At 42.2% G+C, this 14,267-nt stretch carries 15 protein-coding genes and 2 pseudogenes; 13 read left to right on the top strand and 4 right to left on the bottom strand.

The genetic code is table 11. The annotated features are described in order from the left end of the window. The first annotated feature begins 14 nt into the window (after positions 1–14). From AM592_RS13475 to AM592_RS13440, 8 genes and pseudogenes are all read left to right on the top strand, one after another. A complete protein-coding gene (locus AM592_RS13475; protein WP_053604266.1) occupies positions 15–806 on the top strand; it encodes a putative hydro-lyase in 792 nt (263 codons plus the stop codon). 55 nt (positions 807–861) lie between these two features. Then, positions 862–1,590, top strand: a complete 729-nt coding sequence (pxpB, locus tag AM592_RS13470) for a 5-oxoprolinase subunit PxpB (protein WP_225970226.1) — start codon at positions 862–864, stop codon at positions 1,588–1,590. After that, the gene (locus AM592_RS13465; protein ID WP_053604264.1) at positions 1,587–2,594 is read left to right on the top strand and encodes a 5-oxoprolinase subunit C family protein; all 1,008 of its coding nucleotides are present in this window, start codon (positions 1,587–1,589) and stop codon (positions 2,592–2,594) included. Before pxpB ends, AM592_RS13465 begins: the two co-directional genes overlap by 4 nt. Before the next feature lie 27 nt (positions 2,595–2,621). Next, entirely contained in the window at positions 2,622–3,560 is a 939-nt protein-coding gene (locus AM592_RS13460) for a helix-turn-helix transcriptional regulator (RefSeq protein WP_053604263.1), read from the top strand. Positions 3,561–3,613: 53 nt separating this feature from the next. Continuing rightward, positions 3,614–3,916, top strand: coding sequence for a zinc ribbon domain-containing protein (locus AM592_RS13455; RefSeq protein ID WP_053604262.1), 303 nt, complete (start codon positions 3,614–3,616; stop codon positions 3,914–3,916). A gap of 118 nt (positions 3,917–4,034) precedes the next feature. Further along, positions 4,035–4,295 (top strand): annotated as a pseudogene (locus AM592_RS23345) (GyrI-like domain-containing protein); the annotation flags it as partial. Positions 4,296–4,652: 357 nt separating this feature from the next. Further along, positions 4,653–4,832: a hypothetical protein gene (locus AM592_RS23965; RefSeq protein WP_148564335.1), complete on the top strand. Its 180-nt coding sequence runs from the start codon at positions 4,653–4,655 to the stop codon at positions 4,830–4,832. Positions 4,833–5,071: 239 nt separating this feature from the next. Next, positions 5,072–6,049, top strand: a complete 978-nt coding sequence (locus AM592_RS13440; protein ID WP_053604259.1) for a nuclease-related domain-containing protein — start codon at positions 5,072–5,074, stop codon at positions 6,047–6,049. A gap of 248 nt (positions 6,050–6,297) precedes the next feature. Here AM592_RS13440 and AM592_RS13435 read toward each other — a convergent pair whose 3' ends face one another. After that, on the bottom strand, positions 6,298–6,894 hold the full coding sequence (locus AM592_RS13435) for a nitroreductase family protein (RefSeq protein WP_053606113.1): 597 nt from the start codon (positions 6,892–6,894) through the stop codon (positions 6,298–6,300). Between the two features lie 392 nt (positions 6,895–7,286). Between AM592_RS13435 and AM592_RS13430 the strand changes: the two genes are divergently transcribed. Continuing rightward, on the top strand, positions 7,287–8,030 hold the full coding sequence (locus tag AM592_RS13430) for a methyl-accepting chemotaxis protein (RefSeq protein ID WP_376773386.1): 744 nt from the start codon (positions 7,287–7,289) through the stop codon (positions 8,028–8,030). A 1-nt stretch (position 8,031) separates the two neighbouring features. Beyond that, positions 8,032–8,532 carry a PDC sensor domain-containing protein gene (locus tag AM592_RS13425; RefSeq protein ID WP_053604257.1) on the top strand — a complete coding sequence of 167 codons (501 nt, stop codon included), beginning with the start codon at positions 8,032–8,034 and terminating at the stop codon, positions 8,530–8,532. Positions 8,533–8,544: 12 nt separating this feature from the next. Here AM592_RS13425 and yunB read toward each other — a convergent pair whose 3' ends face one another. The 3 genes from yunB to AM592_RS13415 all read right to left on the bottom strand — a co-directional run bounded on the left by yunB (position 8,545) and on the right by AM592_RS13415 (position 10,888). Further along, a complete protein-coding gene (gene yunB, locus AM592_RS13420) occupies positions 8,545–9,261 on the bottom strand; it encodes a sporulation protein YunB (protein ID WP_053604256.1) in 717 nt (238 codons plus the stop codon). A 137-nt stretch (positions 9,262–9,398) separates the two neighbouring features. Further along, positions 9,399–9,701 carry a hypothetical protein gene (locus AM592_RS25185; RefSeq protein ID WP_318773050.1) on the bottom strand — a complete coding sequence of 101 codons (303 nt, stop codon included), beginning with the start codon at positions 9,699–9,701 and terminating at the stop codon, positions 9,399–9,401. Between the two features lie 59 nt (positions 9,702–9,760). Next, positions 9,761–10,888, bottom strand: a complete 1,128-nt coding sequence (locus AM592_RS13415; protein WP_312883792.1) for an FAD-dependent oxidoreductase — start codon at positions 10,886–10,888, stop codon at positions 9,761–9,763. A 452-nt stretch (positions 10,889–11,340) separates the two neighbouring features. Between AM592_RS13415 and AM592_RS13410 the strand changes: the two genes are divergently transcribed. The 3 genes and pseudogenes from AM592_RS13410 to AM592_RS13400 all read left to right on the top strand — a co-directional run bounded on the left by AM592_RS13410 (position 11,341) and on the right by AM592_RS13400 (position 14,266). After that, positions 11,341–12,507 (top strand): S8 family peptidase, encoded by a 1,167-nt coding sequence (locus AM592_RS13410; RefSeq protein ID WP_053604255.1) that lies wholly within the window; start codon positions 11,341–11,343, stop codon positions 12,505–12,507. Between the two features lie 164 nt (positions 12,508–12,671). After that, a complete protein-coding gene (locus AM592_RS13405; RefSeq protein ID WP_082364021.1) occupies positions 12,672–12,917 on the top strand; it encodes a KGG domain-containing protein in 246 nt (81 codons plus the stop codon). A 493-nt stretch (positions 12,918–13,410) separates the two neighbouring features. Continuing rightward, a pseudogene (locus tag AM592_RS13400) lies at positions 13,411–14,266 on the top strand (DoxX-like family protein). The last annotated feature ends 1 nt before the right edge of the window (position 14,267 follow it).

The raw sequence follows: 14,267 nt of genomic DNA, 5'->3' as shown, positions 1-14,267 counted from the left end.
GGAGAGTGGCAGTCTTGAAAAATTTAGCCGGGAAGTCTCCGCGTGAGATTCGTGAGTTAATCCGAACCAACCAGTTTAACGGGCCGACAGCAGGTGTGGCCAGAGGATATGCCCAAGCCAATCTCGCAGTATTAAAAAAAGAAGACGCCTTTAGTTTTCTGCTTTTTTGCCAACGAAACCAAAAACCCTGTCCGTTGCTTGACGTGACCGAACCAGGTTCGCCGATACCTTCCCTGGTTGCTCCAGAGGGTGACATTCGAACTGATATCGGAAGCTACCGTATCTATCGGAATGGAGAGTTATCTGAAGAGGTTCAGGATATTACGCCATTTTGGGAAGATGACATGGTCGGTTTTCTGATTGGCTGCAGCTTTACTTTTGAACACGCTTTGATCAACAATGGCATTCCGATTCGGCATATTGACCTGGGGTGCAACGTACCGATGTATAAGTCGAATATCGCTTGTACAAGGGCAGGGAAATTTGACGGGAATATGGTCGTCAGCATGAAGCCGGTAAAAGAAAAAGATGTGGTCCGTGCTGTCCAGGTGACGAGCCGTTTTCCAGCTGTTCATGGCGGTCCGGTACACATTGGGAGCCCAGAAACAATTGGGATCCAAGACTTGGCTGCGCCTGATTTCGGTGATGCGGTTTCAGTTGATGCTGGGGAAGTTCCCGTATTTTGGGCTTGCGGAGTAACCCCCCAGGCTGTTGCCATGCATGCTAAGCCGGAACTGATGATTACACATTCCCCAGGCCACATGTTTGTAACCGATGTTAGCGATGAACAATACGGTGTACTATAATGAATACAGAAAACTTTGATTTTCTGTATTTTTCTTTTATATAGAGGTGATGTTATTGTCAGCGAAAGAATCAAGAAGCATAACGATATCCTCCCTTGGTGATTCAGCAATAACAGTCAGGTTTGGCGAAGAAATCAACCAGAAGGTGCATGAAATGGTCCAGACTGCTGCCCGTTATTTTGAAGATCACCCGTTTAAAGGCTTCATTGAATGTGTAGCCTCATTTACAAGTGTTACTCTGTTTTATGATCCCTGGGTCGTCTATAAGGATTCGAAGCAGGCTCCATTTGAGTGGGTGAAATCGAATATAGAAGAAAGCCTTGATAAAATGCCAGGCTCATTGGAAAGTACTGCCCGCACCATTCGTATCCCGGTATGCTATGGTGGCAGATTTGGCCCTGATTTACAGGAGGTTGCAGCCAGCAATGGCCTGACAGACGATGAGGTAATAGACATCCACACGAATGGGGAATACACAGTTTATATGATCGGTTTTGCCCCTGGTTTTCCTTTCCTCGGAGGGTTGGATGAAAAAATCGCAGCCCCGAGGCGCTCTTCACCGAGAACTTCAATTCCGAAGGGCTCGGTTGGGATCGCAGGGAAGCAGACTGGCGTGTACCCTATTTCAACACCTGGGGGCTGGCAGCTGATCGGACAAACCCCGCTAGCTTTATTCAGGCCGCTATCTGAACCACCGAGCCTGCTTCAAGCAGGAGATATCGTTAAATTCCACCCGATAAGTGAAGAAGAATTTTTAGCATATGAAGAGGAGGAAGACGCATGAGTCTCCTTATCGAAAAACCCGGCCTGCTCACGACAATTCAGGATCTCGGCCGATTTGGCTACCAAAAGCATGGTGTTCTGACGGGAGGTGCAATGGATACTTACTCTCTCAGAATTGCAAATTTCCTTGTCGGCAATCCTGAAAACGAAGCTGCTCTCGAAATCACTTTAATGGGACCCGGACCCTCACTTCGAGCAGAGGAAGATGTACTGCTTGCCGCAGCTGGGGCTGATGCAGCACTTTCGATTGACGGGAGCCCGATGAAAGCGTGGAAACCGTTTGTTTTAAAGAAGGATCAGACGCTTACCTTCGGACCCAGGCGTTCCGGCTCACGCTGTTATTTAGCAGCTGCAGGAGGATTTGATGTTCCTATAGTGATGAACAGCAAAAGTACATATCTCAGGGGCGCGATTGGCGGGTTTAGCGGAAGAGCGCTGCAAAAAGGAGATCCACTGAAAATCGGTGAAAAGAAGGAAGCGGTCCTGAGGTTTATGAATAAGCTGCTTAATGAATACAGCTGCGCCGCTCCGGAATGGTCTGTCTATTATCCTCCTTTTCTATCTTTTAAAAAGGAACCTGTCATTCGGGTGATTCCGGGAGAACAATTTGAAAAGTTTACGAATGAAACACAAAAGAAGTTTTTATCTGAAGCTTTTCAAATTTCCGGCCAGTCAGACCGGATGGGCTACAGAATGAACGGACCGCAGTTAAAATTGACAGAGCCACTCGAAATGCTTTCTGAAGCTGTATCCTTTGGGACGATACAAGTACCTCCTGATGGCAATCCGATTATCCTCATGGCAGATCGGCAGACGACCGGAGGCTATCCGCGTATTGGACAAATAATAACGGCCGACTTACCTACCATTGGTCAATTGATGCCAGGTGAAAAGCTCCGTTTTTCTCCAGTAACTCGGAAAGAAGCTGAAGACATCCTGATAGAAAACGAACAAATGATGACTGAGCTCCAAACCGGTATTGCATTGGAATACAGGAAAACATAACCTTAGAAAGGAAGTTGGGTCACCGGGATGAAATTGGATCGGCTGTTAGCAATCATCGTTGTGTTGCTTGGGAAGCGCAGAATTCAGGCAAAAGAGTTGGCTGATATATTTGAAGTTTCTGTCCGAACGATCTACCGTGACATCGATACGATCAATCAAGCGGGAATTCCGGTCATCACTTATCAGGGGACCGGAGGCGGCATCGGAATCATGGATGAATATCGTATCGAGAAAAAGTGGCTGACCGAAGATGAACTTGCAGCTATCGCTACAGCTTTACATAGTATTTCCTCTACGTATGACTCCAATCATATGAGAGCTGCATTGGAAAAAATCCGAAATCTTGTCAAGCATGATGGTGAAAGTAAATTTCAAGCAAAAACAGACAAGTGGTTTATCGATATTTCGACTTGGGGAAAAGACGAGAAGATAAAAAATAAGCTGCAGCTCTTAAGCGAGGCAATTGACAGCACTCATATCGTTTCATTTTCCTATGTAAATAATAAAGGGATGGTTTCAGTAAGGCAGGCTGAGCCGCATACGTTGGTACTGAAATCGCGGAACTGGTACCTTTATGCCTACTGTATGGAGAAAGAAGCATTTCGCTTTTTTAAACTGATGCGGATGAAGGATATCCAGACATCAACCGTGACTTTTGTTAGGAGAAAGGTAGAGCTTACAGACCTTCCTTGGGATACAGAATGGAATAAGCCTGAAAATTTGGTGGAATTAGAGATTCGTGTGAAAGACAAAGGCAAAAGACTGGCTGAGGAATGGTTCGGAGTCGAAGCAATACAGCTGAATGAGCGGGAAGAAATGATCATTACTACAGCGTATCCGGAAGACGAAGGGCTGTACGGCTTTTTGCTGAACTTCGGCACGTCTATTGAAGTGGTCCGGCCGTTGCATATTCGTAAAAAACTAAACGAATTAGCAAAAGAAATTTATCACATGTATGAAACCTGACAAACTGCTGTCAGGTTTCTCTTTGTATACTTGGAGAAAAAGGAGGAGATCAAATGGAACAAATTTGCCAAAGCTGCAGCATGCCAATGTCATTAGAGGTTTTTGGAACCGAACAAACAGGAGAGAAAACGAATGAATATTGTAAGTATTGTTACGAAAACGGTACATTCACTCAGCCAGACACCACAATGGAAGAAATGATAGAAATCTGCGTACCGCATATGACAGGGGAAGGAATGCCCGAGCAGCAAGCGAGATCGATTTTAAAAGAAGTACTGCCTGCATTATCGCGTTGGAAAGTTGATCCGTTATTTGTGAAATTGCCGACGCAGGTTTTCAACGGAGACATCGAATGAGAAAGAAATAGACGGCAAAGGAGAAATTCCGTTGTTATGGGAGCGATATTTTGCAAGGCAATCTCCAAAAGAAGATATTATTGCTTTATATACAAATTAGACAAGTGATGAATCAGGGGGGTATACTTTTGCGATTGGAAGCTTTACAGAAAAAAAGGAGGGATCTTCATTTTCCAGCCTGCTGCCGGAATCAACATATGCGGTATTCACTTCTCGAACAGGAAATGTCAAAGAGGTGGTGCCTGAATTATGGAACACAATCTGGAATTGGAAAGACAAGCATCCCCGCACCTTCACAGGAGATTTTGAAGTGTATGATGCTGAGTCAATAAATCCAGACGAAGCACAAGTGAAAATATATATTGCTGTGAAGGCTTAGGTTTTTGGCTCCATCTGCATATGCAGGTGGATTTTTCGTATTGTCAGCAGCCTGTCTGGAGCAGTTGCGAGGCGAATTATTTAGAAAATGGTCCAAAAAAAAGGGGAAGAGGTCGCAAAAACTTCCGTAGCGGTCAGAATCCCGTGAGCAAAGCGGATTCGCTGCCTGAGGAAAAGCTGCCGGAATCGGGTGAGGTCGAATAAATTCGCTAGTGGTCCGAAAAAAAGCAGAAGAGGTCGTAATAAATCCCGAAGTGGTTACAAAAATCAGCGAAGCGGTCGCAAAAACACTCAGATCGGTCAGAATCCCGTAAGCGGAAGCGGACTCACTGCCTGAGAAGAAGCAGCCGTACCCGGTGTGGGAAGAATAATTTCGCAAGTGGTCCGAAAAAAAGCAGAAGAGGTCGCAATAAATCCTGAAGTGGTCACAAAAATCAGCGAAGCGGTCGTAATAACTCCCGAAACGGGTCGAATCCCGTTTGAGAAGCGGATCGGCTGCCCGAGGAAAAGCTGCTGGAATCGGTTGGGGGTCGAATAATTTCGTAAGTGATCCGAAAAAAAGCAAAAGTGGTCGCAAAAAATAGCAAAGTGGTTACAAAAATCAGCCAAACAGTCACCAAAATTCCCTTATCGGTCAGTATTCTCCTGGTAAAAGTAGATTCTTAATCCAGGCAGAAGCAAGATCGACTTTTTCTATAAAAATAATCTTAAATTAGAGGTATACCTTCTCCATTGCCGAAGCAACTCGTATAATAGAAGAAAAAGGAGTGTCCCTTTTTGATCGTAAAAGATAGAAAAATCCCCCGAAAAATTTTAATCTTCAAGGCTTTGTTAAGAAGACTGCCTTCAAATCATCCCAGCCGCAAAAAAATCGAAGAAGAGCTGTTAAAAAGTTATGCCGGCTATCGGGGAGAGCAATCGATTGACTACCACTTAACTTTTCTTCCGGCAGACAAGTATCATTTACTGCATGATCTCAGGCTTCAAAATCGCCAAAAGCATTATTTTCAAATGGATACTTTAATTTTGTCACCGCATTTTTTTCTGATCCTTGAAGTGAAAAATATCTCTGGAAGCCTGTACTTTGATCAGGTATTTCACCAGCTGATTCGTACAGTTGACGGCAAGGAAAAAGGATTTCCGGACCCTATTTTGCAGGTGAAGAAACAGGAGAAGCAGCTCAAATACTGGTTAGCAGATAATCATTACCCGAGTGTACCGATTGTCTCATTGGTCGTCATTAGCAATTCTTCGACAATTATAAGGTGCTCCCCTAATGAGAAAGAAATGAAAGAAAAAGTGATCCACTCCAATGCACTCCCTTTCAAGCTTGAAGCTCTCGAAGCATTACATAAAACAGTGAAATTATCGAATAAAGAACTGAAAAAAATTTCTCATCGCCTTTATAAAAATCATCAACCAATCCAACCTTCTATTCTGCAGCAATTCCAAATCGCAGAGAAAGACATTCTGACAGGTGTGCATTGTCCGTCTTGTGATCGACTGCCAATGAAAAGAGAAGAAGGCAAGTGGAAGTGTGATCATTGCGAAAACTCAAGCAATGATGCCCACCTTTCCTCATTAGATGACTACGCTCTTCTTTTTAGTACTGAGGTTACAAACCAACAAATACGCCGTTTCCTTCATATGAAATCCGTCAAGCAATCCAGAAGTCTATTAACATCCATGAATTTGCACAAAACAGGAATGACCAAAGGCAGAACATACCACCTCGAACCGCCGCAATCATTTTAAAAACCGATTCTTAGGTTTAGATCTGCTAAAAAGAGTTTAAATAATTCAGTAGATCAAAGCTTGAAAAGAGGTGTCCGCTTTGTTTTTTTATTTGCTCGACTTTATCTGGCTTATGCTCTTGACAGTAGCCGTAAAGGGTGCGATGAACGTTCTTGGCGGCCATTTTAGCAAATAGCTTTTTTCGTCTTGGTTTTTGCAGCATTTAAAAAAGCCAGCGTTCGCGAGAAGCTGGCTTTTTGTACGACGACTTATTTGTAAATTTTCACGCGATCTTCAAGTGGTAAAAATTCTTTTTCTCCTGCTGGGGCAACCGGTTTCCCAAATGGCATCTGGGCGATCATCTTCCAGCTTTCCGGGATGTTCCATTCTTTTTTTACATCTTCTTCAATGAGTTCTGTGTAATGCTGCAGAGTTGCGCCGTATCCTTCCAGCTCCAGTGCCGTCCAGACAACAAGTTGATGCATGCCTGATGTTTGTTGAGACCAGATTGGGAAGTTATGTGCATATGGTGCGAACTGTTCTTGCAAAGATTCGATCACTGTTTCGTCTTCGAAGAAAAGAATCGAACCGTATCCATTTTTGAAAGAATTGATTTTTTCTTCTGTTGGTGCAAATTGTTCAGCAGGTACGATTTTGCGTAACGCTTCTTTTGTAATATCCCAAAGTTTATCGTGCTGCTCGCCAAGTAGGACGACTACCCGTGAACTTTGTGAGTTAAAAGATGAAGGTGTATGTTTTACGGCATGCTCTACGATTTCTTGAATTTTTTCGTCTGATGCTACATTTTCCTTACTGATGGCATAAATTGAACGTCTGTTTTGAATCGCTTCATAAAAGTTTGTCATAGCTTTTGTCTCCTTATTCGAAAATAGTTTGCTGAAGCCTCCCATAAGTATTCACCTGTCTGACATAAGTTATAAGTAAGTTACTTTACGTAAGTAAGTATAAATAATTAACATAGTTACGTCAAGTAAGTTCGTTAAATAAAATTTAAGTACATGTCAAAAAGATTCTTATACTTAAAGAAAAACAGATGATTTTTGAGTATAATTACCTATAAAAGAAAATCACAGGAGAAGATGTGCTACGTGGGCCGTAAGCAAAAACACGGCAGCTTTTTCAAAAAAATGAGGCGGAAACTAGTTCTTTAGACTCGGAATTAATTGATCAATTTATCAACGAATCTCAGGTGGCTTCTGATCAGTTGCTTTCGGCGGTTGAAGAGGTCCATTCCGCGATGGACCGGCTAAAGCGAATTGCAGACAAATCGGTTACAGAAAGTGAAGGATTAAAGGAAAGTAGCGACAAAGCGATGGAGCAAATTCAAGATGCTTTTGCCACCTTGCAGCAGGTTTCCGCCGCAGCTGTACAAATAAAAGAAATATCCAGCCAGTTAAGTACTGATAGCAATGATTCGCTAGAGACTGTCAGCGATGTTAGAAAATCGTTGGCGAATACAAGTCAAATGGTTACTGAGCTGAAGGAATATAATCAATCCGTCAGTAAAAAAATTGCCGAGCTATCCCATCAAGCTTCAACGATTGAAGATATGAACAGCATCATCAAAGAAATTATCAAAAAAACGACAATGCTCTCGCTGAATGCATCAATTGAAGCAGCAAGAGCAGGGGAACATGGGAAAGGATTTTCAGTTGTCGCGCAAGAAATTAAATCGCTTTCCGATCAGAGCCGTGATGCAGTTAATCAGTCATCGCAGCTGCTCTCTGCCATTGAGGAGAGTGTTTGTGAGGTAGTGGAGTCCGTTGAAAATGAAAAAAGGGCAGTCGAAAAAGGAATTGACGAAATAGAAAAAATGTCAGCTCAGATGGAAGGCATATATCAAAAGAAAAAGGGTGTTCATCAACAAGTTGAACAAACAGAGAACGCCAGCATAAACCAATCAGCCATGTCACAAAATGCCGCTGCAAAACTTGAATTAGTTGTAAAGACGGTTCAGCTGACTCTTGATTTTGTGACATGAAATGGGCCTTCAGCACAAAGAGGTTGGATACCTGCAATCCATTGGCAAGGGACTGCATGAAACGTCGAATTCGTTAGCAGCTGCTATTCAAGGTATGAATGTAGAAAATAGGGCGATTACGAATGATATTCAAAATCTTGATACGCTGCAAAAGCTGCTTGCCAAAATATCGAGCCATCACGAGCTTCAAACACTCGATCCCCGGCTGCATCATGAAATATTGACATCTTATTTTAATGAAACCGCCGAAATTGAGGCTATTTGGTCAAATAAAACTGATGGTACATTTATTTTTTCAAAGCCTGAAGCGGGCTTGTTCAATGCGAAGCAAAGAGAATGGTGGAAACAAGCAATGGATGGAGCCGTTTATGTATCCGATCCGTATATTTCAGCGATCACGAAAGCCTCTTGTGTGACTCTTTCACAGGCGATCAAAAATTCAGAGGGAGAAACAATAGGCGTCATCGGTATGGATTTACACACAAAAATAGAACGGCAATAGCTAATTGCCGTTCTATTGATTACTTTCGTCGTTAGAAGGATAGCTAATAACTGGAGAATTGCCCGACCCATTGCCGCTATAATACTCGGGTACTTCTCCTGGAAAAAAGTAGTCGCCGATTTTGACTGTTGTCTTCATCGGTTCTTCAGAGGTTAATGAAGGAATAATGACTTGAATGTCGACATTCAGCTCGACTAATATTTCTAACCAGACATTATTGATCCCTTCACTTTTTGTATTCGTCTTCAATTGTGATTCTACGGTGCCGGCGAGCATCATTTCGATCGGAATTTTCGGGCCGGTATTGGCAAAAATGGTATTTCCGGTAGCCGCACCTAACGGGATATAATAGACTTTTAATTCTTTTTCATCGTCGTTTGCTTCTGAAAAATGGTTGGTCTTTTTCCCTATTTCCTCATGAATATCCTTAGTCAATCCTGTCAAAAATTCTTGATACACGGAAGGATTAAAGCTAATTGGCGAGTTTTTCCCATCCCCCTGGCTATGGCGGACAATTAGCTTATTAATATCAATTTTCTCGCGATTTTTTTCTATGGCTCCATTTATCGCGTCCGTTGCAATGCTTTTCACCTCAATTTTAGCAACCTTCATTAACATCGGTTCAATGATTCGATCCACAATCACAAATGTACAAATATTAAAGAAGAGCAATAGGATCAAAGAATAGATGAAAACTATTTTGAAAGGAACAGGCCCTTTTCGTCTCAATCGCTTTGGCCGGTAGATTTTTTTCAGCTCTGATCCTCCTCTCTTGAAACTTTGCTATATTTACAAGCCTATGCGAAAAATGCGAAAAGCTTTCCTTTTATCTAAGATGAAAATGACATGATATTCCCTTATAACAATTATTTCTGAATGGGTTCTGAAGAGCTTTTAGAGAAGGCAGGAATAATCTTATTCAGTATTTCGTCCAACGGCAGAGCATACTGCTGTGAAAGCTCAGAGAGAAATTGCTTTCCTTCTTCGGATGCATGAAGAACCATCGATAATATTTTCGAGTTCATTATTTCACTTGGAGGTAATGACAATGTATTTACTGCCCAATACAATCCATAAAGTTCAAAGTTACGCTGGATGGTTGCATGTTTGAGAAACAAATCCATGTATTTTTTGGCAAAAGCAATTCCTTCCAGCTGTACTTTACTCACATATTCAACGCCTTGCCATTGCAAATCACATGCGCAGTTCAGCCACCATGCAGGCTCAATCACCTCCTGTATCTTTCGGAGAACCCTTTGCTCAAAATTGGGTTTAAAGGATCAATTTTTTGCTCCTGCAAACAGATTTCCAGTAGTTCTGCTTCCATCGCAGCGACTGTCATTCCTTGACCAAATATCGGATCAAAAATGCAGAAAGCATCTCCTAAAACTAACAAACCAGATGGCCATCTCTCCATTTTTTCAAAGTGATGACGGTTCAATTCAGAAACGCGAAATCCTCGTGGTGGAGTGATTGGTTCAAACTCTTTGACGATTTCGGAGATGATCGGGCTTGGAAGCTGTGAAATCTCCAGTTCAAATTCTTCGGCATTTACAGGTAGATAGCAGCCCCTTGGACGATAAAGCAAAACCTCTGCTACATGATTTTCAATAAAGGAAAAGACTCCTGTAAAAGTTCCATTAGCAGGTTGGCCAGCGATGTTAATGACATCCCATTTGTCTGTCAGATGTATTTGGTGAGAAGCAAGCTTATAACGGCGAGTATTATAGCCGAGAGATACCTTTAAAAGATCCGGTTCTGGCACGTTGTATCCCAAATCCTCCAGCCATTTCGCGAGTTTAGAGGTGCGGCCGCTCGTATCAAATACCATGTCTGCGAAAAGTGTTTCCTCCTGCCCGATTTGGCCGCGTTCTCGGACACTGACCCCTGTGACAACTGTTTGCTCTGGATTCGTTACTAGACAGATGACATCTTGCTTCGAGAGAAAATGAACATTGGGTATCTTTTGCACGCGTTTTCGAATCACCCACTCTAGCAAAGATCGGCTAAACTTAATATCATTCCGTGGGTATTGCAGTGTGAGGCTTCCATATTGATTCATTTGATAAATGGTTTTATCTAGTGATGAAGGGGCTCCATAAGATAATAATTCTTCTTCGTACCCTAGAAAAAAACGTTCAAAAATTATTTTGCCACTCTCTGTGAAACGATGGGGATGAAAAGCCTGTGGAGTGTCTGAACGGACTTGCGGGTATTCTGGTAAATCGTCTTTATCAACGATAAGAACCTCTTCATAATAATCAGCAAGCACTCTCGCAGCCAGTAATCCGGCGATACTTCCCCCGATAATCAGAGCACGATCTGTTTTTCCTTGCGTAAGCTTTGAAGTAATCATAATAAGTTACCTCCAGTATTTTAAAAATGAATGATTTATTCATTCAAAAAAAGAATGTGATTTCTTTTCCTTTCTGTCAATATAAAACAAAAAACTTTACAATTCATATTGCAATTCAGCGGTCCGTATCTGGTAGTAAAGTTTGGAAAAAATGAGAGGTTTCATCCTCCTTTTGACGTACAACTAATTCTTCTTTCTCATTCACTAAGGTTCAGAAAAACCTAAAATTCTGCGTAATGATTCTATGCTCAGGGTAATAACTCTGCAGATAGATCGCTATAATGTTAAATAATGGGTTTTAAAAGAAACTATTTTACTAAGTTTTCTTCATTGGTATGCCTACAGAAAATGGGTCTACTCGCTTTTTCTTTCCTGTTTTACAATATGTTTACAGAATAATTTGAAAGCAGGCGTGCCCGCTCGAAGGTTGTTCTGAAATGAGAGGAGTGTGAATGATGAAGAAGAATCTATTAGCCTATCTCACGTTATTTCTTACAGCTGTTTTCATTTTTATATTTAACGGCTCTGCCTCAGCAGAAAGTACAAGCCTTAAATCAAAAGATTATATCGTAGGGTTCAAATCTTCTGAAATCGGTGCCATGTCAAACGAAGTTACCGTGTCTAAAGCCGGAGGAAAGTTAGAAAAGCAATTTTCAATCATTAACGCGGCAAAGGCGACTCTCACAGATAAAGCTGTGAAGGATTTGAAAAATAATCCCGCGGTTGCATATATTGAAGAGGATCATATTGCTACAGCCTATGAACAAGCTTATAAGCTGAAGCCATCTGCTCAAACGGTTCCATACGGAATCCCGCATATTAAAGCAGATCGTGTCCAAGCTCAAGGCTACAGTGGCGGCGGGGTAAAGGTGGCTGTTTTAGATACCGGAATTGATGCTTCCCATGAGGACTTGAATGTCGTTGGGGGAGCAAGCTTTGTTCCGAGTGAGCCAAGTCCATACAGTGATGGCAATGGCCATGGTACTCACGTATCTGGTACAGTTGCAGCATTAAACAATACGACCGGGGTGCTGGGGGTTGCTCCAGATGCTTCCCTATATGCCGTTAAAGTGCTGGACTCTGCAGGAAGCGGCTCTTACAGCGGCATTGTAAGCGGTATTGAATGGGCAACTGCAAACGGAATGGATGTCATTAATATGAGCTTGGGGGGATCATCAGGCTCAAAAGCATTGAAGCAAGCCGTAGATAATGCGTATGCAAATGACGTCGTTGTTGTTGCTGCAGCAGGAAACAGCGGTTCGTCTGGCGGAAGAGTAAATACAATCGGCTACCCTGCCAAGTACAGCTCCGTTATCGCTGTCGGCGCAGTGGATAGCAACAATAAAAAAGCATACTTTTCAAGCGTAGGAGATGAGCTGGAAGTGATGGCTCCGGGAGTCAGTGTTCAAAGTACATTACCTGGAAATCAATACACCGAGCTGGATGGAACGTCGATGGCTTCTCCTCATGTAGCTGGCGCAGCTGCATTAATTAAATCAAAGCATCCTGACCTTTCGGCAAGTCAAATACGTCAACGTTTATCCGACACAGCAGATTATTTGGGTGATCATTTTTATTACGGAAACGGAGTTATTAATGTAGAGGCTGCTGCGAATTAAGAAAATCAATTTCCCGGAAAAAGAACTTTTCCGGGTTTTCTTTTCCCTTTATTCAGAACATATGTTTGTTATCATTTTCGACTGATTTTAATGAGCCATATATGTTTTATCAAATTCATACGTGGTAACAACATAATGTAACAAAAATTAAGGAGGTATAAAAAATGGCTAACAACAATGATAACAAAATGAGTCGTGAAGAAGCAGGCAGAAGAGGCGGAGAGCAAACGAGCAAAAACCACGATAAAGAATTCTATCAAGAAATCGGTGAAAAAGGCGGAGAGCAAACAAGAAAGGATCACGATAAAGAATATTATCAAGAAATCGGTGAAAAAGGCGGAGAAGCAACCAGCAAGAACCACGACAAAGAACATTATCAAGAAATTGGCCGCAAAGGCGGTAGAAATTAAGAAGATTCTGGGGAGTTCAAAATGCTTTACGTTTTCTTCCTAGAAAAAAGGGTGACTCAGATAGGAAGCATGCTGCTCCTTTCTGTGTCACCCTTTTTAAACTGTTTTTTAATGCCGATAAATCTTCGTTATCTTCGGATAGCTCAACGAAATAGCCCTCTTCATCCATTTCAAATACGATTTCTAATTGTCGGCGGCTTCAGCCAGTCTGCCGAGTAAGCAATAGTAGGATGTCCGGTTGTACCGGCTCATAACATCGCCGGGATCCAAAGATATTACTTGGTAAACAATTTTTAGAGTGAGCTCAAGCTTATCCAGCTAGCGATAAACAATGGTTACACATCTCTTTTTTCACTCTGTTGTTCATTTCTTATTGACGTGAACTCCAAACGTGTTATTCTAAGTATGTGAAGTGTTTCACAATATCACAAATTTGAGGTGTTTTCTTTTGAAGAAAAAACCTATTTATGTGGAGATTCCTATTGATACAAGCATGGATCAATTGTGGGAATACACTCAAAATCCAATAAAGCATGAGGTATGGGACTTGCGCTTTACGAAAATTGAGTATTTGCATAACAAAAAGAATGAACCCCAACGATTTTTCTATGAAACGAATATCGGGTTTGGCTTGGCTGTTTCAGGGACCGGGGAGACGATTATTGAAATGAATAAAAACTCTGGAGATCGTGTTTCCTCGTTGAAATTTGGAACGGACCATCCCCTTTCGATCATAAAAGAGGGCAGGGGATACTGGAAGTACATACAAACCAAGAAAGGCGTTACTTTTTTGACTCAATATGATTACGATACGAATCACGGGTGGGCAGGAAAAGTGATCGATCGATGGATGTTTCGCCCTCTGCTAGGCTGGGCGACTGCATGGAGCTTTGATGCGCTAAAGATTTGGCTTGAAAAGGGTGATCATCCCCGACAGCTGTTTCGGCAATTTATTATGTATTGGATTTCTTCTGCTGTGGTCGCATTTGTCTGGATATATCATGGCCTGGTTCCGAAGCTGCTGTTTGTTCATCCTGAAGAAATAAGCATGTTTTCTGCGCTTTTTCCAGCTCTTCCAGCCACTACCACCAGTAAAAGGAATCGGGATATGTGAAATCATTTTTGGTCTTTTATGGCTCTTGCCCGTTAGGAGAAAAAACTGGTTTCTCATTCACATCGGACTTTTGCTGATGTTGACGGCCGCAGCAGCTTTCGCAGGAATCGGCGTATTTCTTCATCCTTTTAATCCTGCTTCTTTGCATGTGGCTCTCATTGGTATTTCCATCATCGGCTGGATAAATGCCGATAATCTTCCCAGTGCTGGAGACGCCAAAAGAAAGAGGGGATAAT

This window comes from Bacillus gobiensis (assembly GCF_001278705.1).
Taxonomy (GTDB): Bacteria; Bacillota; Bacilli; order Bacillales; family Bacillaceae; genus Bacillus; species Bacillus gobiensis.
The sequence above is the reverse complement of the archived record's forward strand: the minus strand, read 5'-3'. Positions and strand labels throughout refer to the sequence as shown.